This is a genomic window from Pseudomonas sp. BYT-1, from assembly GCF_023611805.1.
In the GTDB taxonomy this organism is placed as follows: Bacteria; Pseudomonadota; Gammaproteobacteria; order Pseudomonadales; family Pseudomonadaceae; genus Aquipseudomonas; species Aquipseudomonas guariconensis.
In genome coordinates this window covers 5,297,585-5,324,538 of record NZ_CP072559.1, presented here as the reverse complement: position 1 = coordinate 5,324,538, position 26,954 = coordinate 5,297,585, and the positions used below count along the sequence as shown (strand labels likewise).

Here is a 26,954-nt window from a genome sequence, read left to right as displayed (position 1 = left end):
CGGAGCTGTTATCATCGGCGGCATTTCTCCTGGATCGGGGCGTTCCATGTCCACTCGTGAAATCCGCATTGCCACCCGTAAAAGTGCCCTGGCCCTGTGGCAGGCCGAATATGTCAAAGCCCGCCTGGAAGAGGCCCATCCTGGCCTGGTCGTGACCCTGGTGCCCATGGTCAGCCGCGGTGACAAGCTGCTCGACTCGCCATTGTCGAAGATCGGCGGCAAGGGCCTGTTCGTCAAGGAACTGGAAACCGCCCTGCTCGAGCACGAGGCCGATATCGCCGTGCATTCGATGAAGGACGTGCCCATGGACTTCCCTGAAGGCTTGGGCCTGTACTGCATCTGCGAGCGCGAAGATCCACGCGATGCGTTCGTATCCAATACCTTCGCCAGCCTCGATGCGCTGCCGGCCGGCAGTATCGTCGGTACCTCCAGCCTGCGCCGCCAGGCTCAGTTGCTCGCGCGACGCCCGGACCTGCAGATCCGCTTCCTGCGCGGCAACGTCAATACCCGCCTGGCCAAGCTCGATGCTGGCGAGTACGACGCCATCATCCTCGCCGCGGCTGGCTTGATCCGCCTTGGTTTCGAAGACCGCATCAGTTCCACCATCAGCGTCGACGAGAGCCTGCCCGCCGGTGGCCAGGGCGCGGTGGGCATCGAATGCCGCAGTGCGGACCAGGCGATCCACGCCTTGCTGGCGCCGCTTCATCACACCGACACCGCCGATCGCGTGGTGGCCGAGCGGGCGCTGAACAAACGCCTGAACGGCGGTTGCCAGGTGCCGATCGCCTGCTACGCGGTACTTGAAGGCGAGCAACTGTGGCTGCGTGGCCTGGTCGGCCAGCCCAGCGGCGGCACGTTGCTGGTGGCCGAAGCCCGCGGCCCGCGTGGCCAGGCCGAGGCTTTGGGTGTGCAGGTCGCTGAAGATCTGCTTGGCCAGGGGGCCGAGGCCATCCTCAAGGAGGTCTACGGCGAGGCTGGGCACCCGTGAGCCCTTGGCGCCTGCTGCTGACCCGCCCCGAAGAGGAGTGCCAGGCGCTGGCGCAAAGCCTCGCGCAGGCAGGGATCGCCAGCAGCAGCCTGCCTTTGCTGGCCATCGAACCGGTTGCGCTGCAGGCCGGGCAGCGCCAATACCTGGCGGACTTGCACGGTTACCAGGTGATCATCGTGGTCAGCAAGCCAGCCGCGCGCCTGTTACTCGAGCAGTTGGGCCAGGCCGGCCTGCAGCCGCCGCGAGAAGGTTGGTTCACCGTGGGGGCGGCTACGGCGCAGGTGCTGCAGGCGCAGGGCTTGAAAGTTGACTTTTCGGCGCAAGGTGACGACAGCGAGGCCTTGCTCGCGCTACCGCACCTGCGCGAGGCTATGAACCGGACCGCCACCCCTCGCGTTTTGATCGTGAGGGGCGTCGGAGGTCGCGAACTGCTGGCCGGGCGTCTCGCAGAGCAAGGTGCTAATGTCGATTATCTGGAACTGTATCGACGCAACCTGCCGGTGTATCCGGCTGGCACCCTGCTGCGCCGCATCGAGGCGGAACGCCTGAATGGCCTGGTGGTCAGCAGTGGGCAGGGGCTGGAGCACCTGCTGCAGCTGGCGGGGGCCGACTGGCCACGCCTGGCGCGCCTGCCATTGTTCGTGCCGAGCCCGCGGGTAGCCGAACAAGCCAGGGCGTTGGGCGCCCAACAGATAGTGGATTGCCGTGGCGCCAATGCCGCGGCCTTGATGGCAGCCGTGCAGCGAACTACTGCACCTGCCGACTAAGGCGCTAAGCTCAATGCGACGCGCCCCCATGCAAAGGATGGATACGTGAGCGAAACTGTCTTGTCCAACAACGAACAACCCACGGCGTCCGATACGCCGGAATCCACCTCCGCCACGCCTGCCAAGCGCTCTGGCAACGGCCTGGCACTGTTGGCCCTGCTGCTCGGCGCGGCAGGGGTCGCCGTCGGTGGCTGGGGTGTCTGGCAGGTCCGTCAGCTGCAAGGCAGCGAGCAGGGCCAGGGCCAGCATCTGCAGGCCCTGAACGAGCGCACCGAGGCGTTGCAACAACGCGAGCAGCAGATCAGCGCGCAACTGGCCACCCTGCCGGCGGCCAGCGAGCTGGAGGACCGCCGTCGCCTGGTGGCACAGTTGCAGGGCGACCAGCAACGCCTCAACCAGCGTCTGGAAACCATTCTGGGCGAGAGCCGCAAGGAATGGCGCCTGGCCGAGGCCGAGCACCTGCTGCGCCTGGCGACACTGCGTCTTTCTGCGCTGCAGGACATCGCCAGCGCCAAGGCCCTGGTCGAAGGGGCGGACGAGATTCTTCGCGAGCAAAGCGACCCTGGGGCATTCGCTGCCCGAGAACAACTGGCGCGCAGCCTGGCCACCCTGAACAGCACCGAGCAGCCGGACCGCACCGGTCTGTTCCTCAAGCTGGCAGCCCAGCGCGAGCTGGTCCAGCAGCTCAGTGCACAATCGCCTGAGTTCGAAACCAAGGCCGATGCCCTGGGCGCCCTGACGGCCGATGGCGATGGCGCCAGCCGCCTCTCCCAATGGTGGGCGGAGATTTCCAAGTACTTCCAGATCGAGTTCAACGCCGACGAGAATGTGCGGCCGCTATTGTCCGGACAATCGCTCAACCAGCTGCGTCTGGCGCTGAGTCTGACCATCGAGCAGGCACAATGGGCGGCGCTCAACGGCCAAGCGAAGGTCTATACACAGGCCTTGGACGATGCCCGCAGCGTATTGCTGGCCAATTTCAACGCCGACAACCCGCAGAGCAAGGCCATGCTCGCCAGCCTCAACGAACTGGCCGAACAGCCGGTCTCGGTGGTCACTCCTGACCTGTCCGAGAGCCTGGCCGCGGTGCAGGCGTACATCCAGCGTCGCCACCTGCCAGCGGAAGCCGAAGGGGGCAAGCCATGAAGCGCGTCTACCTGCTGGCGGTGCTGGCGATCGTGGTAGCCGCGGCATTGGGCATCGCGGTCGCCAAGCACAGTGGCTATGTATTGGTCGCCTACGGTGGGTTCCGCTACCAGTCCGGACTGTGGGCGGCCTTCGCAGCGCTGGTCGCCATCGTCGTGGTGCTCTGGCTGGTGCGTTACTTGATCGGTCTGGTGCTGACTTCGAGCGGTGTGGTCAACCCCTGGTCGCGGCGCAACCGCAGCCGTCGTACACGCATCGCTATCGAGCAGGGGCAACTGGACCTTGCCGAAGGCCGTTGGGCGAGTGCCCAGCGCCACCTGCACCGCGCTGCCGAGGCCGAGCGCCAGCCATTGCTTTACTACCTTGGCGCGGCCCGAGCCGCCAATGAGCTGGGGCGTGTCGAAGACAGCGACAGTCTGCTCGAGCGCGCCCTGGAGCGTCAGCCCCAGGCCGAGTTGGCCATCGCCCTGACTCATGCGCAATTGCAGATGGATCGCGGCGACATTGGCGGTGCCCATGAAACCCTGCTGGCCATGCAGGAGCGTCACCCTCACAACAACCAGGTGCTGCGCCTGTTGTACCGCCTGCATCTGGAGCAAGGTGACTGGTCGGCGTTGATCCGTCTGCTGCCGGAGCTGCGCAAAGGCAAAGTGCTGCCGGCCAAGGAACTCGCCGAGCTGGAGCAACGCGCCTGGGGTCAGAACCTCGGCCTGGCGGCGACCCGCGGCGAAGATGCCCAAGCTGCCCGCCAAGCCTTGGAGCGGGCCTGGCAACAGCTTACGGCGGCGCAGCGCCAGGAGGCGCAATTGGTATCGGCCTACGCTGAGCAGCTGCGCCAGCTCGGTGCCCAGGGCGAAGCCGAACAGGTGCTGCGCACGGCGCTCAAGCGTCAATACGAAAGCCACCTGGCCCGTCTGTATGGGCTGGTGCGCGGCGACGATCCGGCCCGACAGCTGCAAACGGCCGAAGGCTGGCTCAAGGACCACCCGCAGGACCCAAGCCTGCTGCTCACCCTGGGCCGTCTGAGCCTGCAGAACCGACTGTGGGGCAAGGCCCGGGACTACCTCGAAAGCAGCCTGCGTATGGAGCGCAATCCGGAAGCCTGTGCTGAGCTGGCCCGGCTGTTGGCCGGGCTGGGTGAGACCGAACGCAGTAATCAGTTATTCCAGGAGGGGCTGGGCCTGCTGGACGAGCGACTCTTGGCTTTGCCACTGCCCGAGGGCGTGCGAGCCTGACCGAACCAGGTACCCACGCCGAGCCGTGGGTACCTGGCGCTGTAACTTCTCCTGTTAGGTTGGCGGCATTTACGCTAACTCTCTTCGGAAATCTCCTACTCGAAGTTGCAGACTTTCCTTTTTCAATCAGGGAGTTGTCTCTCCTGTAGCGCCTTGAAACAAAGCGCCTCTTTCCACTACCGTTCCGGGCTACTTCATTTTGATCCGGGACCTTCTCGCTCATGCTGCCGGCCCGCTTGCGCACCTTTTTTCTGATTGGCGGTTTCGCCTCGGCGGCGGTCCTGCTTGCCTCGTTCTGTCTCGAAAACACCCTTGGCCTGGTGCCGTGCTCCCTGTGTTTCAGTCAGCGATTGCTGCTTGGGTTGTACGCATGGGTGTGTATGTGTGCGGTGTTGCATTCGCCGGGCATGGTCGGCAAGCGCAACTATGCGGTGCTGGCGCTGGGTTGTTCGTTGAGTGGGGCGCTGCTGGCATCCAGGCATGTCTGGTTGCAAGGGGCGGGGCTGACGGTCGATGCCTGCCAGATGCCGTTCGCGTGGATGCTGGAGCAGTCGTGGGAGCAGGCGTTGAAGATGCTGGTACTGGGTGGCCCCGACTGCACCTCGCTGACCTGGAGCTTCGTTGACCTGACCTTGCCCGAGTGGAGTCTGCTGGCGTTCCTGTCTTTGTCGGCCCTTCCGCTGAGCTGGTTGCTGGGCTACCGCATGCGCCAACTCGGCAAAGGTTGATCCACGACAAATGTCATGGGATCGCACGACCAGCGGTGTCCTGCCAGGGTATTAAACGCTTGTATGAACTTTGTCCACTGCGTACCTTGAAGCCCAGCACGTGCGGGAATAATCTCGCAGCACGCTTACCGAAAACACAACTGCTCGATGCCGTCCTGCTGATGTCACCTTTGTGCCGCGGTATTAGCGCACGAGGTGCAGCGGCATCTACCCAGAAGGGAAGAGATCGCCATGCTCGATAGTTGTCAGAACGCTCAGGAACGCTGGGGTGGGGTTCACAAGCTGATCGACCGTTGGCTCCAGGAACGAGCGGAGCTCGTCCAGGCCTTTCGCGCCTTGCGCGAGGCCAAACCGGCCTTCGCCGACAAAGACAAAAACCGTGATTTTTGCGCGGTGCTCGTCGACTACGTTTCGGCGTGGCATTTCGAAGTGAGTGAACAACTGGTCACCGAGGCCAAGGCGTTCGGTGACGAGGGTGCGCTGCAGCTCGCCGAGCAGATCAACCCGCGAATCAACGACATCACCCAGATTGCACTGGCCTTTAACGACCATTGCGAAAAGGGCGAGTGCAAGGACCCCGAGCGCTTCTCCAAGAAATTGGGCGAACTCGGCAGCCTGTTGCACGAGCGCTTCGAACTCGAGGACTGCCTGATCGAGGTACTGCACAACGCGCACAAGGAAGAGGGCGCGGTGCAGGCCTGAGGGCAGGCGTCAGTCGGCCACCGCCAGCAGTTCGATTTCAAAGACCAAGGGGGTGTAGGGCGCGATCAGGTCGCCCGCACCTTCGGCTCCATAGGCTTGTGCCGACGGGATCACCAGGCGCCACTTCGCCCCTGCCTTCATGTGCGGCAATGCCACTTGCCAGCCTTCGATCACCGAGTCCAGGTTGAACCATTGGGGCTGCTGGTTCTGGTCGAACACCGAGCCGTCCGGCAGCTTTCCTACGTAGCGTACCTGGACCTTGCCACCGGCTTTGGGTGAGTTGCCCGTACCGCTTGCCAGCTCGCTGTAAAGAATGCCTTCTGGCAGCTCGTGGACACCGGCCCGCGCCCGCTCGTTGGCCAGGAAGCGTTTCTCCGCTGCCAGGCTTTTATCAATCTGGGCCTGTTCGGCGGCCGCGCTGGCTTGTTCTTCGTGTTGCTGGAGAATGGCTTGCATGCGCGGCTTGTCGAGCTTCAGTGGCTTGCCCTGGTAGGCCTGGCGCAGGCCCTCGACCAAAGCGTCGAGCTCAAGGCCGGGCACTTCGTCACGCAGGCGTTCACCCAGGCTGGCGCCAAGGCTGTACGCCAGGTCGTGGTTGGAGGGGGATGCTTCAGGGTTGGCCCAGGCCAAAGGCGCTGTCAGGCACAGGCCGAGAATAAGATAACGAGGCACGGTCAACTCCTGCTGCGATGAGCGCAAAGTATGCCAGCCTTGTTGGCCAAAGATGTGTAAATATCAGCAACACTTTATTGGGCAACTACACTTGCACCGAGCTGCAAGATGACAACTTTGCCCAGGCATGCAACGCGGCGTTCATAATACTGTCCACATGCCCTAGCGGCGGTAGCAGCAGAAGCATAGTATGAGCCGCAATCTCGTCAGCCAGGAGGTAAACCATGTCGGCCAAGAAGAAGCCAGTCAGTACGCCGTTGCACCTGCTCCAGCAACTTTCGGGTAGTCTGCTCGAACATTTGGAAGATGCCTGCTCGCAAGCGCTGGCGGATGCCGAGAAACTGCTGGCCAAGTTGGAAAAACAGCGCGGCAAAGCCCAGGAAAAACTGCACAACGCACGCCTGAAGTTGCAGGACGCCGCCAAGGCCGGTAAAGCCAAGGCTCAGAACAAGGCACATAAAGTGTCCGCTGAACTTGAGGAGTTGCTCGACTCGCTCAAGGAGCGTCAGGCGCAGACTCGCACTTATATTCAACAACTTAAACGTGACGCTCAGGAAAGCCTGAAACTTGCGCAGGGTGTTGGCAAAGTGCGCGAGGCTGCCAGCAAGGCGCTCGACCAGCGCGCGTCGGCCGCTAAGGCACCTGCCAAGCCGGCAGTGACTAAAGCCGTTGCCCGTCCGGCTGCCAAGGCGACTGCAAAACCAGCCGCAAAACCGACCGCCAAAACCGCCGCTGCCAAGACCGCAGCCGCCAAGCCCGCTGCCAAGGCGCCGGTGAAAGCCGCTGCCAAGCCTGCGGCCAAGGCCCCGGTGAAAGCCGCTGCCAAGACTGCGGCCAAGGCCCCGGCGAAAGCCGCTGCCAAGCCTGCGGCCAAGGCCCCAGCCAAAGCCGCCGCCAAGCCGGCTGCCGCCCGTACCGCGGCTGCAAAACCTGCCGCAAAACCTGCCGCTGCCAAGGCCACCGCCAAGCCGGCTACGACCAAGACCGCCGCCGCCAAGCCCGCTGCCAAAGCCGCCGCCAAGCCGACTGCCGCCAAACCTGCCGTCGCCAAGCCTGCAGCCAAGCCCGCCGCAGCCAAGGCGACTACCGCCAAACCAGCCGCAACCAAGACCACGGCTGCCAAGCCTGCTGCGCGTAAGGCCCCGGCCAAACCAGCTGCGGCCAAGCCTGCCGCCAGCAAGCCAGCAGAAGCCAAGCCTGCCGCACCGGTGACCAGCAGCCCTGCGCCAGCGACCAACTCGGCAGCGCCTGCCGCCGCGTCGCCAGCACCGGCCAGCACCCCGGCTCAGTCGGCGCCGTCGGCCTCCTGACGCCCATTGGCCACGGCGCGCAGCTGATACAGCGCGTCGTGGCCACGGGCTTGCTCGGGCACCAGCCATTGCAGCCAATCGCCTGGCGGGCCGCTCGGGTCCGCAGGCCATTGCCCCGCACACGCCTGCAAACGCGCCAGCAACATGTGCTCCGCTTCCAGCTCCAATCCCTTCACCTGCTCGCGCAGCGACGCCAACTGCGCATCGCCTTGCGCCGCTTCGCGCCATTGTTGGCGCAGCACGCGCAGGGGAGCTATGACCTGTTGCTGCCATGGGCCGGCAATGGCTTGTAGCGCAGCCGCGCGCATCGCATCGGGTGCGACACGGCGGGCCTGTAGCCAAGTCCCGCAAAGCAGCAGACAGACATCCGCGCCTGCCCCTTGCAGTGCAAGGCAGGCCGCTTCGACCCCGGGCTGGCGATACAGCGCCAAGGCGTGATTCCACAATTCGTTCTGCATGTTCGGACTCGCCAGTGGTCAAGGTGGCCTGTGTGCCCAGAAGGGAAGCTGATAGACTCCGCGACCATCATGATCAGACTATCGAATCTCACTTTACAGCGTGGTCCGCAGCGCTTGCTAGAAGGCGCCGAGATGACCCTGCACGCCGGTCACAAGGCCGGCCTGATCGGCGCCAACGGTGCCGGAAAATCCAGCCTGTTCGCCTTGCTGCGCGGTGAGCTATCGCCCGATGCAGGCGACTGCCAACTGCCTGGCGACTGGCGCATCGCCCACATGCGCCAGGAGGTCGACACCCTCGATCGCCTGGCGGTGGACTATGTGCTCGACGGCGACGTACGCCTGCGCAAGATCCAGGCTGACCTGGCTGTCGCCGAGGCAGCCCACGATGGCACTGCCGTAGCGCGTCTGCACAGTGAGCTCGACAGCGCCGACGGTTACACCGCCGATGCCCGCGCGCGCAAGCTGCTGGCAGGTCTGGGCTTCACCACCGAGCAGATGGACCGACGCGTCGGCGACTTCTCCGGCGGTTGGCGGATGCGCCTGAACCTGGCACAGGCCCTGATGTGTCCATCCGATCTGCTGCTGCTCGACGAGCCCACCAACCACTTGGACCTGGACGCAATCCTCTGGCTGGAGGACTGGCTCAAGGGCTATCCCGGCACGCTGCTGCTGATTTCCCACGACCGCGACTTCCTGGATGCGGTGGTCGACCATGTGCTGCATGTCGAGCAGCGCAAGCTCAACCTCTACAAAGGTGGCTACAGCGCCTTCGAACGCACCCGTGCCGAGCGTCTGGCACAGCAGCAACAGGCCTATGAGAAGCAGCAGGCCCGCCGCGCGCACATGGAAAAGTACATCGCGCGCTTCCGCGCCCAGGCCACCAAGGCCCGTCAGGCGCAGAGCCGGATCAAGGCCCTGGAGCGCATGGAGGAGCTGTCTGCCGCCCATGTGGACTCGCCGTTCGACTTCGTTTTCCGCGAGTCGGAGAAAATCTCCAACCCGCTGCTGGACCTTTCCGAAGGCCGTCTGGGCTATGGCGACAAGGCCATCCTGGAGAAGGTCAAGCTGCAGCTGGCGCCCGGTGCACGCATCGGCCTGCTGGGCCCTAACGGCGCCGGCAAGTCGACCCTGATCAAGAACCTCGCTGGTGAGCTCGAACCCATCGCCGGGCGCCTGGTGCGGGGTGAGAACCTGGCGGTGGGCTACTTCGCCCAGCACCAGCTCGACTCCCTGGACGACAAGGCCAGCCCCCTACTGCACTTGCAGCGCATTGCGCCGGCCGAACGTGAGCAGACCCTGCGTGACTTCCTCGGTGGGTTCGATTTCCACGGCAACCGCGTCGACGAGCCGGTGGTGAACTTCTCCGGCGGCGAAAAGGCGCGCCTGGCCCTGGCGTTGATCGCCTGGGAGCGTCCGAACCTGCTGTTGCTCGATGAGCCGACCAACCACTTGGACTTGGAGATGCGCCTGGCCCTGACCATGGCCCTGCAGGAGTTCAGCGGCGCGGTGGTGGTGGTTTCCCACGACCGTCACCTGCTCAAGAGCACCACCAACGACTTCCTGCTGGTGGCCGATGGCAAGGTCGAAGCCTTCGACGGTGACCTGGACGACTACAGCCGGTGGTTGATCGACTATCGCCAACGCAGTGCGCCGGTCAGCAATGCCCCGGCCAACCCGGATAAGACCGACAAGAAGGCCCAGCGTCAGGCCGCCGCCGCGTTGCGTCAGCAACTGGCACCGCACAAGCGCGCCGCCGAGAAGCTCGAGGCCGAGCTGAACCAAGTGCATGGGCAATTGGCCGAGATCGAGACGGCGTTGGGCGATGGTGGTCTGTACGAGGCGTCCCGCAAGGACGAACTGCGTGACTTGTTGGCGCGTCAGACCAAGCTCAAGCAGCGCGAGGGCGAGCTGGAAGAAGCCTGGATGCAAGCGCTGGAAACCCTCGAGGCCATGCAAGCCGAGCTGGAGGCGTTGTCCTGATGGAGGAACTGCGCTCGCTGCTGCCAGGGCAATGGATGGACGCGTTCTGGCTTGGGCTGCAGATCCTGCTGATCCTGATCGCCGCGTTCATCTTGCAGCGTGTGATCGCTCGTGGGCTGAGTCGGCTGGGTAACCGCTATCCGCTGCCACCCGAGCTGCTGGTGCCGGTGCGTGGCGGTCTGCGCTGGCTGATCATGGGCAGTGCGCTGTTGTTCGTGCTCGAGCGTCTGGGCGTTTCGGCCACGGTGCTGTGGACGGCGCTGTCAGGCTTTGTCGCGGTGGCGGCGGTGGCGTTCTTCGCCATCTGGAGCGTGCTCTCCAACCTGCTGTGCGCGGTGCTGATCTTCACCGTCGGACCGTTCCGTATCGGTGATGTGGTCGAGCTGGTGGACACCCTCGACAAGCCGGGGGTCAAGGGCCGGGTGATTGCCATCAACCTGTTGTACACCACGCTGATGGAAACGCCCGAGGCGGGCGGGGCGCTGGTGCAGGTGCCGAACAGTCAGTTCTTCCAGAAAGCCGTGCGCCGGTGGCGTGGGACCGAAGTGGCTACGGTGTCGAAGGGCGAGCCGGTCGAAGCGGATTGACGCGTTGGACCGTGTTGGTGTCTTCGTGGGGATGACAGAAGCCACGAAAAATCGCTGGTGATTTTTTCACCAACCCCTTAGCTTTACGTTTTGCAACATATGTCAGAGCGAGGTGTGCGATGTCGATGGAAACCTGGTTGGCCTTCTTTGCCGCGTGCTGGGTAATCAGCCTGTCGCCGGGTGCCGGGGCCATCGCCTCGATGTCCAGCGGGCTGCAGTACGGGTTCTGGCGTGGCTACTGGAATGCCCTGGGCCTGCAACTGGGCCTGATCGTGCAGATCGCCGTGATCGCCGCCGGTGTGGGCGCCATCCTTGCCGCCTCGGCCACCGCCTTCCAGCTCATCAAATGGTTCGGCGTCGCTTACCTTGTGTACCTGGCCTACAAACAGTGGCGCGCCTTGCCCATGGACATGAATGACACCTCGGGCGTGCGGCCTATCGGCAAGCCGATGAGCCTGGTGTTCCGCGGTTTCCTGGTCAACGTCAGCAACCCCAAGGCACTGGTGTTCATGCTCGCGGTGTTGCCGCAGTTCATCAATCCGCATGCGCCGCTGGTACCCCAGTACCTGGCCATCACCGCCACCATGATCACCGTGGACATGCTGGTCATGGCCGGCTACACCGGCCTGGCGGCCCGCGTACTGCGGTTGCTGCGCACACCCAAGCAGCAAAAGCGCATGAACCGCACGTTTGCCGGCCTGTTCATCGGTGCGGCGGCGTTTCTGGCGACCTTGCGCCGCGCGCCGGTCTGAACCGTTCGCAGCCCCCACAGGCTTGGCTTCGAGCCGGTGGGGGCTGCAGTGAGGATCAACGCGGCTTATCGACCAACCCTTTGAGCAAGTCCACCGGCAGCGGAAACACGATGGTCGAGCTCTTGTCCCCGGCAATCGCCCCCAGCGTCTGCATGTAGCGCAACTGCATCGCCCCCGGCTCCTTGCTCAACATCTGCGCCGCCTGCATCAGCTTCTCCGAGGCCTGCAGTTCACCTTCGGCGTGGATCACTTTGGCCCGCCGTTCACGCTCGGCTTCGGCCTGACGGGCGATGGCCCGAACCATCGATTCATTGAGGTCAACGTGCTTGATCTCGACGTTGGCCACCTTGATGCCCCACGCATCGGTCTGCGCGTCGAGCACTTGGCGTATGTCCAAGTTGAGCTGCTCACGCTCGGCCAGCAGTTCGTCCAGCTCATGCTTGCCGAGTACCGCGCGCAGGGTGGTCTGGGCCAGCTGGCTTGTGGCGCTGAGAAAGTCTTCCACCTGGATGATCGCCTTCTGCGGGTCGAGCACGCGAAAGTACAACACGGCATTGACCTTGACCGAGACGTTGTCGCGGGTGATCACGTCCTGGGGCGGCACGTCGAGTACCACGGTGCGCAGATCGACCCGCACCATCTGCTGGATCCCCGGGATCAGGATGATCAAGCCCGGCCCTTTGACCTGCCAGAAGCGCCCCAGTTGGAACACCACGCCCCGCTCGTACTCGCGCAGGATGCGCAGGGCCGACAGCAACAGCAGGCCGATGACCGCCAGCAAGGCGCCAAAACCGAATTGAACGAACATCTTTACTCTCCTTGCGCGCAGGGCGCGGTGGCACTGACCTCCAGCATCACGCCATGGCGGGCCGTCACGCGCACATGTTGGCCAGGCTGCAGTGGGGTCGCGCACTGGACTTGCCATTGTTCGCCCTGGGCCTGCACAGAGCCGCAGAACGGATTGTCTGCCACCACCTGGGTCACCGTGACCAAGCTGCCCACCAGCCCGGCATCGCCACTGACCAAGGCGCGGCGCCTGGCCTTGATGGCCATGCCCAAGACGCCGCCGAGCAACAGTGCCGAGACCGCCGCCAAGGCGACGATCAGCCCCAGGGGAATGCCGAAGCCCGGCGCGTCGGTGTCCATGAGAATCACCGCGCCGACCACGAACGCGACGATGCCGCCGAAGCCGACCACACCGAAGCTCGGCAAGAACGCCTCGGCGACCATGAAGGTCACGCCCAGTAGGATCAGCGCTACCCCCGCATAGCTCACCGGCAGCAACTGCATGGCGTACAGGGCCAGCAGCAGGCAGATGCCACCGATCACACCGCCGACGCCGGAGCCCGGGTTCATGAACTCGAACAGCAAGCCATAGATCCCGATCATGATCAGGATGAGCGCCACGCTGGGATTGGTGATCACTGCTAGCAGTCGGGTGCGCCAGTCCGGCAGGTGTTCGACGATGGCGGCGCCGGCGGTGTGTAACTGGCGCGGCTGGCCGGCAGCGATGAAGGACTTGCCGTCCAGTTGCTTCAACAGGTCCGGGAGGTCATCGGCCAATTGGTCGATGACTTTGATGCGCACCGCCTCGCTGGCCGACAGGCTGACCGCCTCGCGCACGGCCTTCTCTGCCCACTCGGCGTTGCGCCCACGCAGCAGGGCCAGACCGCGAATGTACGCGGCGGCATCATTGACCTGCTTGCGCGCCAGGGTGTCGTCTTCGCGCAGCGCGTTGGGCTCAGGTTTGCCCGGCGGTGCCGCCCCGATCTGCACAGGCGTGGCGGCGCCCAGATTGGTGCTTGGCGCCATGGCGGCCACGTGGCTGGCATAGAGGATATAGGTGCCGGCGCTGGCTGCCCGGGCCCCGCTGGGGGCGACGAAGCTGGCCACGGGCACGGGGCTTGCGAGAATCGCCTTGATGATCTGGCGCATGGCGCTGTCCAGCCCGCCCGGGGTGTCCAGGCGGATCACCACCAGTTGCGCGTTTTGTGCCTGTGCCTGTTCCAGGCCGCGTACCAGGTAGTCGGCAGTGGCTGGGCCGATGGCATCGTCGACATCCAGCAACCAGACGCTGGCACCGGACGCTGCAAAGCCACTCGGAACCATGCCGAGCACGAGCATCAGCAGCAGCCAGCGCCAGCCGCGAGCGATCACCTGTCGTCACCTTGTCCGGGCCTGTCACCGAAGTTTAGTCGTACCCGCCGGACCTCGGCCTAAACTTCCTAGATGGGGGTAAACCGGAGGTGCATCATGCGTATGGCCAAAACCCTGCAGCAGCGCCTGGACAAGGCCAACTGCGACTACGACATCATTCCCCATCCTCACTCGGCCACGAGCCTGGAATCGGCGCGCACGGCCGGCGTACCTGCCGAGCGGGTCGCCAAGTCGGTGATGCTCGATGACCGGCATGGCAACTACATCATGGCCGTGCTACCGGCCAACCGCCATCTGGACATGAGCAAGGTACGTATGTCCGGCGCCTGGCAACTGACCCGTGAAAGCGGCCTGCCGAGTCTGTTCGGGGACTGCGAGCGCGGCGCTGTGCCAGCCCTGGGCGATGCCTATGACATAAAAATGCTGCTCGACCCGAGCCTTACCCGCCAGGGTGATGTCTATCTGGAGGCGGGGGATCACGATCACCTGATCCACATGAGCATGGAGCAATACCTCAAGCTGGTTCCCCGCGCCGAAGTGCGCGAACTGTGCTGATGATCATCAACCCACTGCCGGGCCGGCGTCGTGGACGGCCGCCCGGCCCGAGGAGGCACCATGGAAGCACCGAACCATCCATTCGCCGAACTGTTCAAGCAACTGGGGCTGGCGGACGATGCCGAGAGCATCGACAAGTTCATCACCACGCATTCACCACTCAAGAACGAGATCAAACTGGTGGATGCGCCGTTCTGGACCGAGGCCCAGCGGGCCTTTCTCAAGGAGAGCGTGATAGAGGATGCCGATTGGGCCGTGCCGTTCGATCAACTCAACGAGGCCTTGCGTCGCCCCCGCAAATAAAGCGCCGAGCGGCACCTGATGGGTGAATTGGCCGTTGCTATGCTCAGGTAAAACAACAGGGGATAGCGCGATGAAAGATCCCTACGCATCAGGCTTCTGGTGCTCCGTGACGATCCTGGGCACGCTGACGGCCGGTTACTTCTACGGCATCCGCCACGTCCACTCCATGGACCACGCGCTGCAGTTCATGTATGCCGCCGCCGCCATCACGGCGGCGGTGGCGCTTTGCGCTCTGGCCTGGAGCGCCTGGCAACAGTTGCGCTTGAACAAGCGCGAGGTGATCCAGGGGCATACGTTGGTGACCATCTGGAACACCAAGGTGGCCCTGCGTCGGGTCGAGACGGTTTTCGATCGCTATTTCTGGGGAAGCTACTGGCATTCAGGGCGGACCTTCGAAGAGGTCATGGGTGAGCTCAAGGGCACACCCCTGGAGCAGAGTCTGGACGCGCTCAAGCGTCAGTGCCGGGAACTGGACCGCGAGATCCGTGACCATCAACACCGCTGGTTGGCCAACGCCCGCGACCTTTCCAGCGTAGCCACGGCCATGGCGCGCGAGCGCTATCAGCTGGACCTGTGCGACCCCCAGGGCCGCGATGGCGGCAATACCGCGGTGCTCAATCGGGACCTTGAGGTGTTGGTGTACACCTGGTCAGCGCGCCTGCGCAGCTTCGACCATCAGTTGGACGAGCTGGAGCGCGCATACCACTAGCGTCTGGGAGCCAAGCGCCATGGAGCCGCTGCGACGGGAGCACAGCAGCCCTGAGAACCGGACGGACGAGTGCGGCCACTCAGCGGGCATCAATCACCGCGGATGTACTGCTCCAACTGCATGATGAGATTGGCCTGTTCGGCGATGGTTTCCTTGACCAAGTCGCCGATCGACAGCAGGCCGAGCAACTCGCCGTTGCTCACCACCGGCAGGTGGCGCAGGTGCCGGTCGGTCATCAGGTTCATGCAGTACTCTAGGCTCTGCCTGGGCTCGACCGTGACCACCGGCGCACTCATGATCTCGCGCACTGGCGTCGCCGCCGATGAGCGCCCCTTGAGCACCAGCTTGCGGGCGTAGTCGCGCTCACTGACGATCCCCACCACTTGGTTGTTTTCCACCACCGGCAAGGCACCGACGTTCTTCTCCGCCAGCAGCTTCAGGGCGTCGAGCACCGAGTCGTCAGGGCCGATGGTGTAGACGGTCTGATGCTGGGACTTGGTCTTGAGGATTTGTTCGACGTTCTTCATACGGGCCTCTGCGGGGTGAAAACCGATGTGTCGGAATAACTAAAGCATCCGGCACGCCAGCCTGCACGGCAATGCAGGAAACGGCATGGACTCGATTGAAAAACGTCATGTGATCTTTAAAAGGCCTGCTCGCGCGCATCTGTAACAGGCCAGCACAGCGATGGACCGCACAGCGGCCCCAGGCTCAATAGGATCAAGGCATTCAAGACAGCCGCTCCCACAAGGCCTTGGATGGACAATGTGGGAGTGGGCAACCGGCACGGCTTGCAGAATGCCGATCAGAGTTTGGGCATCTGTCCAATCCGCGCGATCATCTCACTGACGATCTGCAGATCCAGCATGAACTGCTCCACGGTCTTGAACTCGTTGTCGTTGTGCCCGGTGTACTTCACGTTGGGCATCGCCAGGCCGAACTGCACGCCGTTAGGCAGGTCATGCACCGAGGTGGCGCCAGCAGAGGTGCCGAACTCGTGAGGCAGGCCCAGGTTCTGGCTGGCCACATCCAGCAGGGCCTTGACCCATTCACCCTCGGGGTTGCGGTACATCGGCTCGTCGAGGCTGTACTCGAAGGCCACCGAGGTGTGGCTGCCGCGCGCCCAGTTGCCCAGCTTGTCGGCCAGCTCGTCCTTGAGGGTGGGCAGCGGCTTGCCTTTGGGGATGCGCAGGTTCACCGCAAGCTTGAGGGCTTTCTGGTCGAGCCCGACGTAGGTCAGCGAGGCGGTCAGCGGCCCCATGAACTTGTCTTCGAAGTTCACGCCCAGCTGTTTGCCCAGGTAGTCCAGCCCCCAGTTGTCTGCCGCATAGCGCGCCGCATCGGTGATGTGGTTTTGCTTGAGGGGCACTTGGTTGCCCAGGCCATTGAGGAAGACGAGCATCCGCGAAACCGGGTTGACGCCCGATTCAGGCTCCGAAGAGTGGGCCGAGACACCGGTCACCGTGAGGATCACTTCCTTGCCGGCCACCTTGGCGTCGATGGTGAAGTCGCCACCGTTGCGCTTGACGTACTCGGCGCCTGCCTTGTTCAGGGCATCGGCCAGGGCGGCGGGATTGTCGCCGAGCAGGGTCGCCACCGAAGTGGTGGGGATCTGGTTGGTGGCCAGGCCACCGGTGAGTGTGGTGACTTCCGCGCCCGTGCCGGTGGCCGGACGCCGATGGAAGCTCGCCATAACGGTGCCATAGCCTTTTTCGGCGATCACCACTGGATAGCCGCCATCGAGCGCCAGGTTGTAGTTGGGCACCGGGTTGCGGGCGAAATAGTAGGGGATGGCATCACCGCTGGTTTCTTCAGTGGTGTCCACCAGCAGCTTGAACTGCCGGGCCAGCGGCAGTTTTTCGTCCTTGGCCACCTTGAGCGCGTACAGCGCCACGACGATGCCGTTCTTGTCGTCCTCGGTGCCACGCCCGTACATGCGGTCCCCTACCAGGGTCACCTTGAACGGGTCCAGGCGCGTGCCGTCTTCGAGTTTCCAGTTACCCGGGTTCACCGGCACCACATCGGCGTGGGCGTGGATACCGACGACTTCCTTGTCGTTGTCGCCTAGGGAGATTTCATAGACCCGGTTGTCGATGTTGCGGAACTTCAGACCGAAGCCCTCGGCCAGGGTCTTGATCTTTTCGGCGATTTTGAGGAACTGCGGATTCTCGTGCTGCGGAACGCCCTCGACCTGGAAGGTCGGAATGGCCACCAGCTCGCGCAGGGTTTCGGTGGCTGCCTTGCCGTATTTGATCCGGGTGTACAGGCCGAGCAGTCGGTTGATCTCGTTTTGCTGATCAGCGTTGAGCGGCTTGCCGGCCAGGTAGGTGGTCAGCGTTTCGTTCAGCGTGTCGGCCTTGGCCAGGTGGCTGTCGTTGAGCTTGCCGATGAACTGTTTGAAGTCCGTTGGTTCCTGGCCTTCGAAGGCCGTGAGAATGGCACTGGACTGCTGCACGGAGAGGTTGGCCTGGGCCTGGAGGCTGTAAAAACCAATGCCGGCCAGCAACAGCGTCGTGGCAGCGAGTTTTCTGAGATACATGGATGTCGCACTCCTTCGCGAATCGTGAATGTCCGTGCAGGGCGCACGTGGATGCTCACGCTAACATCAATGACTTGGAGGCGGGAGGGTGTCACAGCAACGAAAAGGCCCAGGTCGTGACCTGGGCCTTTGTGAGTTGGGGCCTGCGTAATCAGAGCCCGTTGGGCAAGAACCGCGTAGCGCCACTGACATCGTCGATTTTCTTGATACGAAAAGCCTTGATGCAGGTTTCGTTGCGGGTGTTGCTGTCCGGGCAATATTGCTTGACGAAGTCGCCAAAATCCATGTCCTGGCCGTTGACGCTCAGGACGCGTTTGAAATACTCGCCCTGAATGCCCTGTGCCTGACGCGAGTCGGTCATCGCTTGATCGACGACCAGCCGACCATGCAGGTCGACGGTGGGGAACTCGGCTTCTTCTTTCAGACAGCCGCTCAGCAGCAGGCCCGCTGCGGCCAGCGTGATCAGTCGTAGCATGGTGTGATCTCTGCAGTAGGCGCCCCGATGCTGCACCGGGGGCTCCTATGAATGGTTATTCGCCGAACAGGCTGCCAGCGCGCTTGACCTCTGCCTTGCCAGCATCTTCGAGCAAGGACTTGGTGCCTGAGGTCACGTTGCGGGCGGCATCGGCATTGGACTGGATCACGTCGGTGCGTGCGGCGCTGTCGCGTAGTTCGGCATCGATGTAATCGTTGGCGCGGGCGACCTTGGCTTTTTTCGCTTGCAAGGCCAGGCGGCGCTCTTCCAGCTCCAATGCGCGCAATTCGTCTTCATAGCCTTCTTCACGGGCCTGCACGCGCTTGCGCTCAGCCGCCTGTGCCTGCTGCTGTTCAGCCGCGCGCTGGGCGGCGGCACGCTGGGCGGCGGCGCGCTGCTGGCGGGCGGCTGCTTCGCGGGCATCGGCACGCCGCTGGGCCGCTTCGGCCTGGCGCAGGCGTTCGGTTTGCGCTGCGGCTTCAGCCTGTTTGGTCTGTTGTTCGATTTGATACAGCTGATCGAACTGACCGGCCATGGCGGTAGCGGCAGACAGTGCGAGGGCGGTGCCCAGAACAATAGATTTCATGCCTGCCGACCTCAGCTCTTCTTCGGTTCTGGGCAGGTGGCATTTGGTTGAATGCGGGTTTCGTTGGCCATGGTCATGACCATGAGGGAAATACCACCCACCTCGAAGTCGCATGGACGGCCAACCTGGGCCGAGGTGTAGATCTTGCCGTTTTCCTGGTAACCGATCAGCACGCCTGGCACCAGGGAGGTGTCGCTGACCAGCGAGCCTGCCATAGCACCACCGGCACCACCGGCGACGCCGCCGACGATAGCGGTGTCCTTGTTGTGGCCTGCGCCCAATGCTGCACCACCCAAAGCGCCCAGAACACCACCGACCATCATCGCGGCTTTCTTGTTCTTCTCGTTGCTGACTTTGATCTTGGTCGGAGAAACCGTGAGGATCTTCACGGTCTTGGCCTCTTGCTGAGTGTTCACCTGGCTGGCGTCAAACACATCTGATTGGTACTGCTCGCCGGTTGCCTGGCAACCTACGAGAACGGCGGCAACGGCCAATGGCAGACACTGTTTCAGCATTTTCATTCCCAAATTCCTTGGAGGGGTGTGAGTAACCTTGCAGCAGTCCATTTCTAATGGAGGCGTAATGCCATCATTTTAAGCGCAGAGTTTCGCTTCGGTAAAGCTGGTCGAATCAAGAAGTAAGGAGGTTAGCGCAAACAGGAATAACGCTGGAAGGGATGTATCAACCGGCCAGAAACGACAAAGCCCGCACAAGGCGGGCTTCGGTGATACATGGCGCACTCGGCGGGATTCGAACCCACGACCCCTGCCTTCGGAGGGCAGTACTCTATCCAGCTGAGCTACGAGTGCAACGGGGCGCAATGATACCCATCTCGTGGGGTTGCGTCCATCGCCTTGATCTGTAGCTGTTTTTGCCACAACGGCATGGTCGCCGAAAATATCCATATTCGAAAACGATATTTCTCACATAACGCTTATGCGCTATCCTCTGGTCACAACTTGTTATAACAAGTCACGTCAGAGTGAAGAGAATCATGGCCGAATTGCTCCCCCTGTCCCCGGTGCCGCTGTACAGCCAGCTCAAGGAGCTGCTGCGTGAGCGCATCCTCGACGGTACCTATCCGCCCCACAGCCGCATGCCCTCCGAAGCCGAGCTTGGCAAGGCCTTCGACGTCAGCCGCATCACTGTGCGCCAGGCCTTGGGCGATCTGCAGAAGGAGGGTCTGATCTTCAAGATCCATGGCAAAGGCACCTTCGTTGCCAAGCCCAAGGCGTTCCAGAACGTCACCACCCTGCAAGGCCTGGGCGAATCCATGAGCCAGATGGGTTACGAGGTGATCAACCGCCTGCGCAGCTTCCGTCATGTACCGGCCAGTGCACTGGTGGCCGAGCGTCTGCAGGTGGAGGAGGGCAGCTTGGTCACTGAGATCCGCCGGGTGCGGCTGATCAACCGTGAGCCGGTGTCGCTGGAACTGACCTGGCTGCCCAAGGCCGTTGGCGAAAAGCTCGAAAAGGCTGACCTGGTCACCCGCGACATCTTCCTGCTGCTGGAAAACGACTGTGGCATCGCCCTGGGCCACGCCGACCTGGCCATCGATGCAGTGCTGGCCGATGCCGACCTGACCCAGGCGCTGGAAGTGGAGGAGGGCTCGCCAATCATGCGCATCGAGCGTCTGACTCACGCCGCCGACGGCACGCCGCTGGACTTCGAACACCTCTACTACCGCGGCGATGCCTTCCAGTACCGCCTGCGCATCGACCGCCAGAAGGGAGCCAAGGCATGAGCATCGAGACCCGCGACTACGACATCATCGTCATCGGCGGCGGCACCGCAGGGCCTATGGCCGCGATCAAGGCCAAGGAACAGGACAAGTCCTTGCGCGTGCTGCTGCTGGACAAAGCCAACGTCAAGCGCAGCGGTGCCATCAGCATGGGCATGGACGGCCTGAACAACGCGATCATTCCAGGCCACGCCACGCCCGAGCAGTACACCAAGGAAATCACCGTAGCCAACGACGGTATCGTCAATCAGGCCGCTGTGTATGCCTACGCCACCCACAGCTTCGAAACCCTCGAGCAACTGGACCGCTGGGGCGTGAAGTTCGAGAAGGACGAGACCGGCGACTACGCGGTGAAGAAGGTCCACCACATGGGGGCTTACGTGCTGCCCATGCCCGAGGGCCACGACATCAAGAAGGTCCTCTATCGCCAACTCAAACGCGCGCGGGTCGAGATCACCAATCGCATGGTCTGCACCCGCGTGCTGCTCGATGGCGAAGGTGCCGCTGCCGGGGTCATGGGCTTCGATTGCCGCAGCGCAGAGTTCCAGGTGATCCGCGCCAAGGCGGTGATCCTCGCCTGTGGTGCGGCCGGGCGGCTGGGCCTGCCCTCGTCGGGCTACCTGATGGGCACCTATGAGAATCCGACCAATGCCGGCGATGGCTACGCCATGGCCTATCACGCGGGGGCGGAGCTTGCGAATCTGGAGTGCTTCCAGATCAACCCGCTGATCAAGGACTACAACGGCCCGGCCTGCGCCTACGTCACCGGCCCCCTGGGTGGTTACACCGCCAACAGCAAGGGCGAGCGCTTCATCGAGTGCGACTACTGGAGCGGGCAGATGATGTGGGAGTTCCACCAGGAGCTCGAAGGCGGCAACGGTCCGGTGTTCCTCAAGCTCGATCACCTGGCCGAGGAAACCATCCAGAACATCGAAGAGATCCTGCACAGCAACGAGCGCCCCAGCCGTGGGCAGTTCCACGCCAACCGTGGCACCGATTACCGCCAGCACATGGTCGAGATGCACATCTCCGAGATCGGCTTCTGCTCCGGGCATTCAGCCTCTGGTGTGTGGGTCAACGAAAAGGCCGAAACCAGTGTTCGCGGCCTGTATGCCGCCGGTGACATGGCTGCAGTGCCGCACAACTACATGCTCGGCGCTTTCACCTATGGCTGGTTCGCTGGGGTCAACGCTGCCCGCTACGTCGCTGGGCGCCCCTTCGCCGAGGTGGACACGGCTCAGGTCGAGCGCGAGCGCGAACGGGTGTTCGCGCCTTTGCACCGCGAACACGGCCTGCCACCGGCCCAGGTCGAGTACAAGCTGCGGCGCATGGTCAACGACTATCTGCAGCCGCCGAAGGTGACCAAGAAGATGGAGATCGGCCTGGCCCGCTTTGCCGAGATCGAGCGTGACCTGTCGCAGATGAAGGCCAGCAACCCCCATGAGCTGATGCGTGCCATGGAAGTGAGCGTGATCCTCGACTGCGCCGAGATGGCCGCAAGGGCTTCGCTGTTCCGCGAGGAGAGCCGCTGGGGGCTGTATCACCATCGGGTGGATTTCCCGGAGCGCAACGATGGCGAGTGGTTCTGCCATTGCCACCTGAAGAAAGGCGAGGACGGCCAGATGACCAGCTTCAAGAAACCCATCGAGCCCTACCTGATTGCCCTGGATGCCCAAGAGCAGACTGCCTATGACCGGCTGCGGGTCAAAGCCGACGCTGCCTAGGCATCGACGAATCCAGTGGGAGCGGCTTTTCCCGCGAACAAGGCACCGCCGGGCAAGACCGTTGCCCCCGCAGGACGGTGCAGAGGCTCAACGAACCCCGAGGACTCCGTGAAATGGCCTACCAACCCCAAGAGATTTTCTTTCGCAGCAACGCCCCGGTCACCATCGACGAAGACAAATGCATCGCCGAGAAAGGCTGCACCGTCTGCGTCGAGGTCTGCCCCATGGACCTGCTGGCCATCAACCCGGCGACCCAGAAGGCCTACATGGCCTTCGACGAATGCTGGTACTGCATGCCGTGCGAGAAAGACTGCCCGACCGGCGCGGTGAAGGTGGACATTCCCTACCTGCTGCGCTGAACCACGCCACACGCCATCCGGCCCACCACCGGACGCCCATTCGAAATGCCCCCTCGTTTCCCACCACCGCGCCAGGTGGCGGAGACGACGCCAACACCTAAAAACGATTCGAGGGGAAACACCATGCGCCTTGCAGCAACCGTGGCCGGCCTCGCGCTGGCAACCATTGGCCTGAATGCCAACGCCGAAACCATCCGCATCGCCATCGGCACCCAGGACACCACCATCAACTGCGCCACTGGTGGCCTGCTAATCCGTGAGCTGGGCCTGCTGGAGAAGTACCTGCCCCATGACGGCAAGTACAAGGACGCGACCTACCAGGTCGAGTGGAAGAACTTCACCAGTGGCGCGCCGCTGACCAACGAAATGGTCGCGGGCAAGCTGGACTTCGGCGCCATGGCCGACTTCCCCGGCTCGTTCAATGGCGTCGCGCATCTGGATGCTGGCAAGCGCAGCCTGTTCATCAGTGTGCTGTCCGGCAGCGTACAGGGCAGCGGCAACGGCATCGTGGTGCCGGCGGCGTCGACCGTGCAGGCGCTCTCCGAACTCAAGGGCAAGACCATCTCGGTGCCGTTCGCCTCCACCGCCCATGGCATGCTGCTGCGCGCCGTCGCCGCCCAGGGCTGGGACCCGCAAAAAGACGTGCGCATCATCGCCCAGGCCCCAGAGATCGCAGGCTCGGCGTTGCGCAGCAACCGCATCGAGGCGCACGCCGACTTCGTGCCCTTCGCCGAGCTGTTCCCCAACCGTGGTTTCGCCCGCAAGATCTACGACGGCGCCCAGGCCAACGCACCGACCTTCCATGGCGCCCTGGTCGATGCCGACTATGCCAAGCAGTACCCAGAAGTGGTCACCGCCTACCTGCGCGCCAGCCTCGAAGCCGACCGTCTGATCGCCGCCGAGCCCGAGAAGTACAGCGAGCTGATCGAGAAGGTCACCGGCATCGAAGCCGAGGTGAACTACCTGTTCCACGGCCCGCTGGGCCTGCAGACCCGCGACCTGACCTGGAAACCTGAGTACCGCCAGGCCGTGGCCACATCCATCGATACCCTCAAGCTACTGAAGAAGACCGACCGAGGCCTGGACACTGCCCAGTTCATCGACGATCAGTACATCCGCGCCGCCTTCAAGCAGGCTGGCCTGGACTACGACAAGGCGCTGAAGAACTACGCTCCACTGCCGCTCAGTGCCACCGATGCGCTGACTGGCCAGCCGATCAAAGATTTCAGCCGCCTGGCGCAGATCTGGGTGCGCGGCGAAGACAAGGTCCGCCACTACGCCTCGCCAGAGGCCGCCCTTGGGGCCCTGGCGCAACTGGACCAGGAGGGCAAGGACATCCGCGCGATCTACGCCCAGGCCGCCGACAGCGGCATCAAGCTGCTGGCCAACCAGGCCTGGTTCGTGCGCAACGCCAAGGGCGAGCTGGCGGCCTTCCTGCTCAAGGACCAGGCCGAACAGTACGCCAAAGCCCACGGCGGTGAGGCGCTGGACTTCGTCAGTGCCAACCGCAAGCTGCTCGCCCAGCGCTGATCCGGAGGCAATGTCATGACCCGCGACCTCACGCGTTGGCCGCTGCGCCTGGCGTCCTTGCTGGCCTGCCTGCTTTTCTGGCAGGTGGCGGCCAGCCATAAGCTGGACCTTGGCCTGTTCACGTTTACCTATGTGCCCACGCCGAGTGCCGTGCTCGAGGCCGCCTGGCAGCTGTTGGCATCGAGCGCCTTGCTGGCGCATGTGTCCAGCAGCCTGGCGCGGGTATTCGCCGGTTATCTGGCCGCCGCAGTGTTGGGTGTCGCGCTAGGGCTGTTGATCGGTCGCTCGACGTGGGCCGAGGACACCCTGTTGCCACCGCTGGAAGTGCTGCGGCCGATCCCGGCGGTGGCCTGGATTCCGCTGGCGATCCTGATGTTTCCGTCGTCTGAGCTGTCGATGGTGTTCATCACCTTCACCGGCGCGCTGTTTCCCATCCTGCTCAATACCGTGCACGGCGCAGAGGCGGTCGACCCGCGCCTGGTGGCCTCGGCGCGCAGTCTAGGCGCAGGACGCGGCGCGATCCTGCGTGAGGTGGTATTGCCGGGCGCGCTGCCGAGCATCGTCACCGGGCTGGCCATCGGCATGGGCACGTCGTGGTTTTGCCTGGTCACCGCCGAGATGATCTCCGGACAGTTCGGCATCGGCTATTACACCTGGGAGTCCTACACCTTGCAGAACTACCCGGACATCATCGTCGGCATGCTGTTGATCGGCGTGCTGGGCATGGGCAGCAGCACCCTGGTCAAACGCCTGGGCGCGCTGGCCACTCCCTGGTACTGCGCGCGGAGGGCAGCCTGATGAACAGCTATCGACAGGCGCCGCAGGCCGGACGCATCGAGGCGCATGGCGTGTCGATCCGCCTGGGCCAGGGGCGCGATGCCTTCGAGGCGGTGCAAACCTTGGACTTTGCCGTCGCTCCAGGCGAGTTCGTGTGCATCCTCGGGCCTTCGGGCTGTGGCAAATCAACCCTGCTCGGCGCCTTGGCCGGCCACCTGGCGCCCAGCGCCGGGCGGCTCGAGGTCGATGGCCAGGCAGTCGAAGGCCCTTCGCCCCAGCGCGGCATGGTGTTCCAGCACCACACCTTGCTGCCCTGGCGCAGCGTGCTCGACAACGTCGCCTTCGGCCTGAAGATGCAGGGCGTGGGCAAGGCCGAGCGCCAGCGCCGCGCCCAGGACATATTGCAACGGGTGGGGCTCGCCGACTTCGCCGAGCGCTGGCCGAGCCAGCTTTCCGGCGGCATGCAGCAACGCGCCGAAATCGCCCGCGTGCTGATCAACCGCCCACATCTGCTGTTGATGGACGAACCCTTCGGCGCGCTCGATGCCCAGACCCGCTCGCGCATGCAAGAGCTATTGCTGGAGGTCTGGAGTGGCATTCGCACCACCGTGGTGTTCGTCACCCATGACATCGACGAGGCGCTGTTCCTCGCCGATCGCATCCTGGTGATGAGCCCGCGACCCGGACGCTTCATCGAGGACCTGCCACTGAGCTTCCCGCGGCCACGTCGCGCAAGCCTTTTGACAAGCCCCGAATTCACCCATCTCAAGCGCCATTGCCTGGCGCTGCTGCGCCACGAAGAAGGCCGCGAACTGCCGCGCCTGACCCCGCTGGGCCTGCCCGGCACCGATCATCCACCGCTGCGGATAGCCCTATGACCGAACGAATCACTGATAACCCTGACATCCTCCCGCTGCTGCCACGCCTGGCCGATGCCGATGCTGGCGTGCGGCGTATCGCCCTGATCGAACTGGCCGACCTGGAAGACCCGGACGGCCTGCCCTGGCTGACCGATGCCCTGCTGGTCGATCCGCATGTCGAGGTCCGCGCCGAAGCCGCGCGCCTGCTGGAAGCCTGGGAAGAGCCCGAAGTGGTGCAGGCGTTGTGTGCCGCCTTGGCCGATGTCGCCGAGCCGGTGCGCCTGGCGGCGGCCCAGAGTCTGAGCGAACTCAAGTCCCTGGAGGCGGGCACGCTCATCCTGCCGTGGGCCAGTCATGCCGACGCGTTCGTTCGCGCCAGTGCCTTGCGGGCATTGCGTGAGCTGCGCCTGGAGGACGCTGCAGGCCCTGCGCTGCTGGCCCTCGATGACGCCGACGCTTCGGTGCGTCGAGAGGCCGTGGGCATCCTCGGCTGGCTCAAGCATGCCCCCGCCTTGCCGGCGCTGGCGCGGCTGGCCGGGGAAGAGACTGACACCGAAGTTCGCCGTGCTGCCATCGGCGCTCTGGGCCTGGCCCGCGATACCAGCGTGCTGCCGGCATTGGTCGCAGCGCTAAGGGACGAGGCCTGGCAAGTACGCGAAGAAGCTGCCACCACGCTGGGCAAGGTCGGATTGGGCGCTGCCGGGCCTGCATTGATCGCGGCCTTGGACGACAGCTACTGGCAGGTGCGCCTGCGTGCGGCACGGGCGTTGGGCCGCCTGCGGCATGGCGAGGCGTTGGATGCCCTGGCCCAGCTGCTTGGGCATGCCATCGCCAATCTGCGCAAAGAGGCAGCGCTGGCCCTGGGCGAGTTAGGCCAGGCCCGGGCGTTGCCAGCGCTGCAGGCCGCCGAGGCCGATGGCGACCCCGAGGTGCGCAAGGCCGTGCGCATTGCCCTGGCGCAACTGCAAGGGGCGGCGTGATGAACGCGCCCCAGTCGCTGCGCAACCTGCGTGGGCGAGGCGAATTGGCCGTGCACTGGCCCGATGCGTTGCAGATCGTCAGCCATGCCCGCCTGCGCGGCGCCTGCCCCTGCTCGCAATGCCGCGCGGCGAAGTTGCGCGGTGGCATCGCCGTGGTACGTGAGGATGTGCGTGTTGAGCGGATCGAGGTGCAGGGGTATGGCGTGCAGCTGGTGTTCAGCGATGGGCATGAGCGCGGGATCTTCCCTTGGGCATACCTGCGGGACCTAGGGTGAGGTTGCCGGCGCGTTCGCGGGTAACTCGCTCGTATTTGGTCCGTGCGGGCGCTGTAGCG

General features: G+C 63.9%; 30 protein-coding genes and 1 tRNA gene. 21 read left to right on the top strand and 10 right to left on the bottom strand.

Features of this window, described 5'->3' with window-relative positions:
- The first annotated feature begins 46 nt into the window (after positions 1-46).
- The 6 genes from hemC (at position 47) to rsd (ending at position 5,566) form a co-directional block, all read left to right on the top strand.
- Positions 47-988 carry a hydroxymethylbilane synthase gene (gene hemC, locus J5X93_RS24985; protein WP_043213392.1) on the top strand — a complete coding sequence of 314 codons (942 nt, stop codon included), beginning with the start codon at positions 47-49 and terminating at the stop codon, positions 986-988.
- On the top strand, positions 985-1,755 hold the full coding sequence (locus J5X93_RS24980) for a uroporphyrinogen-III synthase (protein WP_250034201.1): 771 nt from the start codon (positions 985-987) through the stop codon (positions 1,753-1,755). Before hemC ends, J5X93_RS24980 begins: the two co-directional genes overlap by 4 nt.
- Positions 1,756-1,800: 45 nt before the next feature.
- Positions 1,801-2,901: a uroporphyrinogen-III C-methyltransferase gene (locus J5X93_RS24975; protein WP_043213388.1), complete on the top strand. Its 1,101-nt coding sequence runs from the start codon at positions 1,801-1,803 to the stop codon at positions 2,899-2,901.
- The gene (locus J5X93_RS24970) at positions 2,898-4,136 is read left to right on the top strand and encodes a heme biosynthesis protein HemY (protein WP_182816756.1); all 1,239 of its coding nucleotides are present in this window, start codon (positions 2,898-2,900) and stop codon (positions 4,134-4,136) included. Before J5X93_RS24975 ends, J5X93_RS24970 begins: the two co-directional genes overlap by 4 nt.
- Positions 4,137-4,357: 221 nt before the next feature.
- Positions 4,358-4,864, top strand: coding sequence for a disulfide bond formation protein B (locus J5X93_RS24965; RefSeq protein ID WP_043213384.1), 507 nt, complete (start codon positions 4,358-4,360; stop codon positions 4,862-4,864).
- Between the two features lie 231 nt (positions 4,865-5,095).
- Positions 5,096-5,566 (top strand): sigma D regulator, encoded by a 471-nt coding sequence (rsd, locus tag J5X93_RS24960; RefSeq protein ID WP_090344262.1) that lies wholly within the window; start codon positions 5,096-5,098, stop codon positions 5,564-5,566.
- Between the two features lie 9 nt (positions 5,567-5,575).
- Here the strand turns inward: rsd and J5X93_RS24955 are convergent, their stop codons facing one another.
- The gene (locus J5X93_RS24955; protein WP_090344264.1) at positions 5,576-6,238 is read right to left on the bottom strand and encodes an FKBP-type peptidyl-prolyl cis-trans isomerase; all 663 of its coding nucleotides are present in this window, start codon (positions 6,236-6,238) and stop codon (positions 5,576-5,578) included.
- Positions 6,239-6,462: 224 nt separating this feature from the next.
- On the opposite strand from J5X93_RS24955, the gene J5X93_RS24950 reads away from it, so the two are divergent.
- Positions 6,463-7,548, top strand: a complete 1,086-nt coding sequence (locus J5X93_RS24950; RefSeq protein WP_250034198.1) for an AlgP family protein — start codon at positions 6,463-6,465, stop codon at positions 7,546-7,548.
- On the opposite strand, the gene J5X93_RS24945 is transcribed toward J5X93_RS24950, so the two are convergent.
- Positions 7,524-8,006, bottom strand: coding sequence for a TIGR02444 family protein (locus J5X93_RS24945; protein WP_250034196.1), 483 nt, complete (start codon positions 8,004-8,006; stop codon positions 7,524-7,526). The genes J5X93_RS24950 and J5X93_RS24945 overlap by 25 nt on opposite strands.
- Positions 8,007-8,075: 69 nt before the next feature.
- On the opposite strand from J5X93_RS24945, the gene J5X93_RS24940 reads away from it, so the two are divergent.
- From J5X93_RS24940 to J5X93_RS24930, 3 genes are all read left to right on the top strand, one after another.
- Positions 8,076-9,986, top strand: coding sequence for an ATP-binding cassette domain-containing protein (locus tag J5X93_RS24940; RefSeq protein WP_043208189.1), 1,911 nt, complete (start codon positions 8,076-8,078; stop codon positions 9,984-9,986).
- Positions 9,986-10,573, top strand: coding sequence for a mechanosensitive ion channel family protein (locus J5X93_RS24935; RefSeq protein ID WP_070572070.1), 588 nt, complete (start codon positions 9,986-9,988; stop codon positions 10,571-10,573). Before J5X93_RS24940 ends, J5X93_RS24935 begins: the two co-directional genes overlap by 1 nt.
- Before the next feature lie 119 nt (positions 10,574-10,692).
- Positions 10,693-11,325 carry a LysE family transporter gene (locus J5X93_RS24930; RefSeq protein WP_090344276.1) on the top strand — a complete coding sequence of 211 codons (633 nt, stop codon included), beginning with the start codon at positions 10,693-10,695 and terminating at the stop codon, positions 11,323-11,325.
- Between the two features lie 55 nt (positions 11,326-11,380).
- Here J5X93_RS24930 and J5X93_RS24925 read toward each other — a convergent pair whose 3' ends face one another.
- On the bottom strand, positions 11,381-12,133 hold the full coding sequence (locus J5X93_RS24925; RefSeq protein ID WP_043208196.1) for a slipin family protein: 753 nt from the start codon (positions 12,131-12,133) through the stop codon (positions 11,381-11,383).
- A gap of 2 nt (positions 12,134-12,135) precedes the next feature.
- Positions 12,136-13,482 carry an NfeD family protein gene (locus J5X93_RS24920; protein WP_250034194.1) on the bottom strand — a complete coding sequence of 449 codons (1,347 nt, stop codon included), beginning with the start codon at positions 13,480-13,482 and terminating at the stop codon, positions 12,136-12,138.
- A gap of 96 nt (positions 13,483-13,578) precedes the next feature.
- On the opposite strand from J5X93_RS24920, the gene J5X93_RS24915 reads away from it, so the two are divergent.
- From J5X93_RS24915 to J5X93_RS24905, 3 genes are all read left to right on the top strand, one after another.
- Complete coding sequence (locus tag J5X93_RS24915; RefSeq protein WP_043208200.1) at positions 13,579-14,037, top strand: aminoacyl-tRNA deacylase; 459 nt, start codon at positions 13,579-13,581, stop codon at positions 14,035-14,037.
- 60 nt (positions 14,038-14,097) lie between these two features.
- Entirely contained in the window at positions 14,098-14,340 is a 243-nt protein-coding gene (locus tag J5X93_RS24910; protein WP_043208202.1) for a DUF2789 domain-containing protein, read from the top strand.
- 70 nt (positions 14,341-14,410) lie between these two features.
- The gene (locus J5X93_RS24905) at positions 14,411-15,049 is read left to right on the top strand and encodes a hypothetical protein (protein WP_043208204.1); all 639 of its coding nucleotides are present in this window, start codon (positions 14,411-14,413) and stop codon (positions 15,047-15,049) included.
- An 89-nt stretch (positions 15,050-15,138) separates the two neighbouring features.
- On the opposite strand, the gene J5X93_RS24900 is transcribed toward J5X93_RS24905, so the two are convergent.
- The 6 genes from J5X93_RS24900 to J5X93_RS24875 all read right to left on the bottom strand — a co-directional run bounded on the left by J5X93_RS24900 (position 15,139) and on the right by J5X93_RS24875 (position 19,458).
- Positions 15,139-15,576 (bottom strand): CBS domain-containing protein, encoded by a 438-nt coding sequence (locus J5X93_RS24900; RefSeq protein WP_043208206.1) that lies wholly within the window; start codon positions 15,574-15,576, stop codon positions 15,139-15,141.
- A gap of 278 nt (positions 15,577-15,854) precedes the next feature.
- Positions 15,855-17,588, bottom strand: coding sequence for a dipeptidase (locus J5X93_RS24895; protein ID WP_250034191.1), 1,734 nt, complete (start codon positions 17,586-17,588; stop codon positions 15,855-15,857).
- 151 nt (positions 17,589-17,739) lie between these two features.
- On the bottom strand, positions 17,740-18,063 hold the full coding sequence (locus tag J5X93_RS24890) for a hypothetical protein (RefSeq protein WP_043208210.1): 324 nt from the start codon (positions 18,061-18,063) through the stop codon (positions 17,740-17,742).
- A gap of 55 nt (positions 18,064-18,118) precedes the next feature.
- Positions 18,119-18,649, bottom strand: coding sequence for a DUF5384 family protein (locus J5X93_RS24885; RefSeq protein ID WP_043208212.1), 531 nt, complete (start codon positions 18,647-18,649; stop codon positions 18,119-18,121).
- Positions 18,650-18,660: 11 nt separating this feature from the next.
- Entirely contained in the window at positions 18,661-19,170 is a 510-nt protein-coding gene (locus J5X93_RS24880; protein WP_232092057.1) for a hypothetical protein, read from the bottom strand.
- A gap of 211 nt (positions 19,171-19,381) precedes the next feature.
- A tRNA-Arg gene (locus J5X93_RS24875) sits at positions 19,382-19,458 on the bottom strand.
- Positions 19,459-19,643: 185 nt separating this feature from the next.
- Here J5X93_RS24875 and J5X93_RS24870 point away from each other — a divergent pair.
- The 8 genes from J5X93_RS24870 to J5X93_RS24835 all read left to right on the top strand — a co-directional run bounded on the left by J5X93_RS24870 (position 19,644) and on the right by J5X93_RS24835 (position 26,895).
- Positions 19,644-20,393 (top strand): GntR family transcriptional regulator, encoded by a 750-nt coding sequence (locus J5X93_RS24870; RefSeq protein WP_043208214.1) that lies wholly within the window; start codon positions 19,644-19,646, stop codon positions 20,391-20,393.
- Positions 20,390-22,114: a fumarate reductase/succinate dehydrogenase flavoprotein subunit gene (locus J5X93_RS24865; RefSeq protein WP_182816715.1), complete on the top strand. Its 1,725-nt coding sequence runs from the start codon at positions 20,390-20,392 to the stop codon at positions 22,112-22,114. Before J5X93_RS24870 ends, J5X93_RS24865 begins: the two co-directional genes overlap by 4 nt.
- Positions 22,115-22,227: 113 nt before the next feature.
- On the top strand, positions 22,228-22,473 hold the full coding sequence (locus J5X93_RS24860; RefSeq protein WP_043208219.1) for a 4Fe-4S dicluster domain-containing protein: 246 nt from the start codon (positions 22,228-22,230) through the stop codon (positions 22,471-22,473).
- A 123-nt stretch (positions 22,474-22,596) separates the two neighbouring features.
- Positions 22,597-24,003 carry an ABC transporter substrate-binding protein gene (locus J5X93_RS24855; RefSeq protein ID WP_182941996.1) on the top strand — a complete coding sequence of 469 codons (1,407 nt, stop codon included), beginning with the start codon at positions 22,597-22,599 and terminating at the stop codon, positions 24,001-24,003.
- A gap of 15 nt (positions 24,004-24,018) precedes the next feature.
- The gene (locus tag J5X93_RS24850) at positions 24,019-24,801 is read left to right on the top strand and encodes an ABC transporter permease (RefSeq protein WP_250034189.1); all 783 of its coding nucleotides are present in this window, start codon (positions 24,019-24,021) and stop codon (positions 24,799-24,801) included.
- Complete coding sequence (locus tag J5X93_RS24845) at positions 24,801-25,658, top strand: ABC transporter ATP-binding protein (protein WP_250034187.1); 858 nt, start codon at positions 24,801-24,803, stop codon at positions 25,656-25,658. Before J5X93_RS24850 ends, J5X93_RS24845 begins: the two co-directional genes overlap by 1 nt.
- The gene (locus tag J5X93_RS24840; protein WP_043208225.1) at positions 25,655-26,620 is read left to right on the top strand and encodes a HEAT repeat domain-containing protein; all 966 of its coding nucleotides are present in this window, start codon (positions 25,655-25,657) and stop codon (positions 26,618-26,620) included. Before J5X93_RS24845 ends, J5X93_RS24840 begins: the two co-directional genes overlap by 4 nt.
- The gene (locus J5X93_RS24835; RefSeq protein ID WP_070572047.1) at positions 26,620-26,895 is read left to right on the top strand and encodes a DUF971 domain-containing protein; all 276 of its coding nucleotides are present in this window, start codon (positions 26,620-26,622) and stop codon (positions 26,893-26,895) included. The genes J5X93_RS24840 and J5X93_RS24835 overlap by 1 nt, the downstream gene beginning before the upstream one ends.
- The last annotated feature ends 59 nt before the right edge of the window (positions 26,896-26,954 follow it).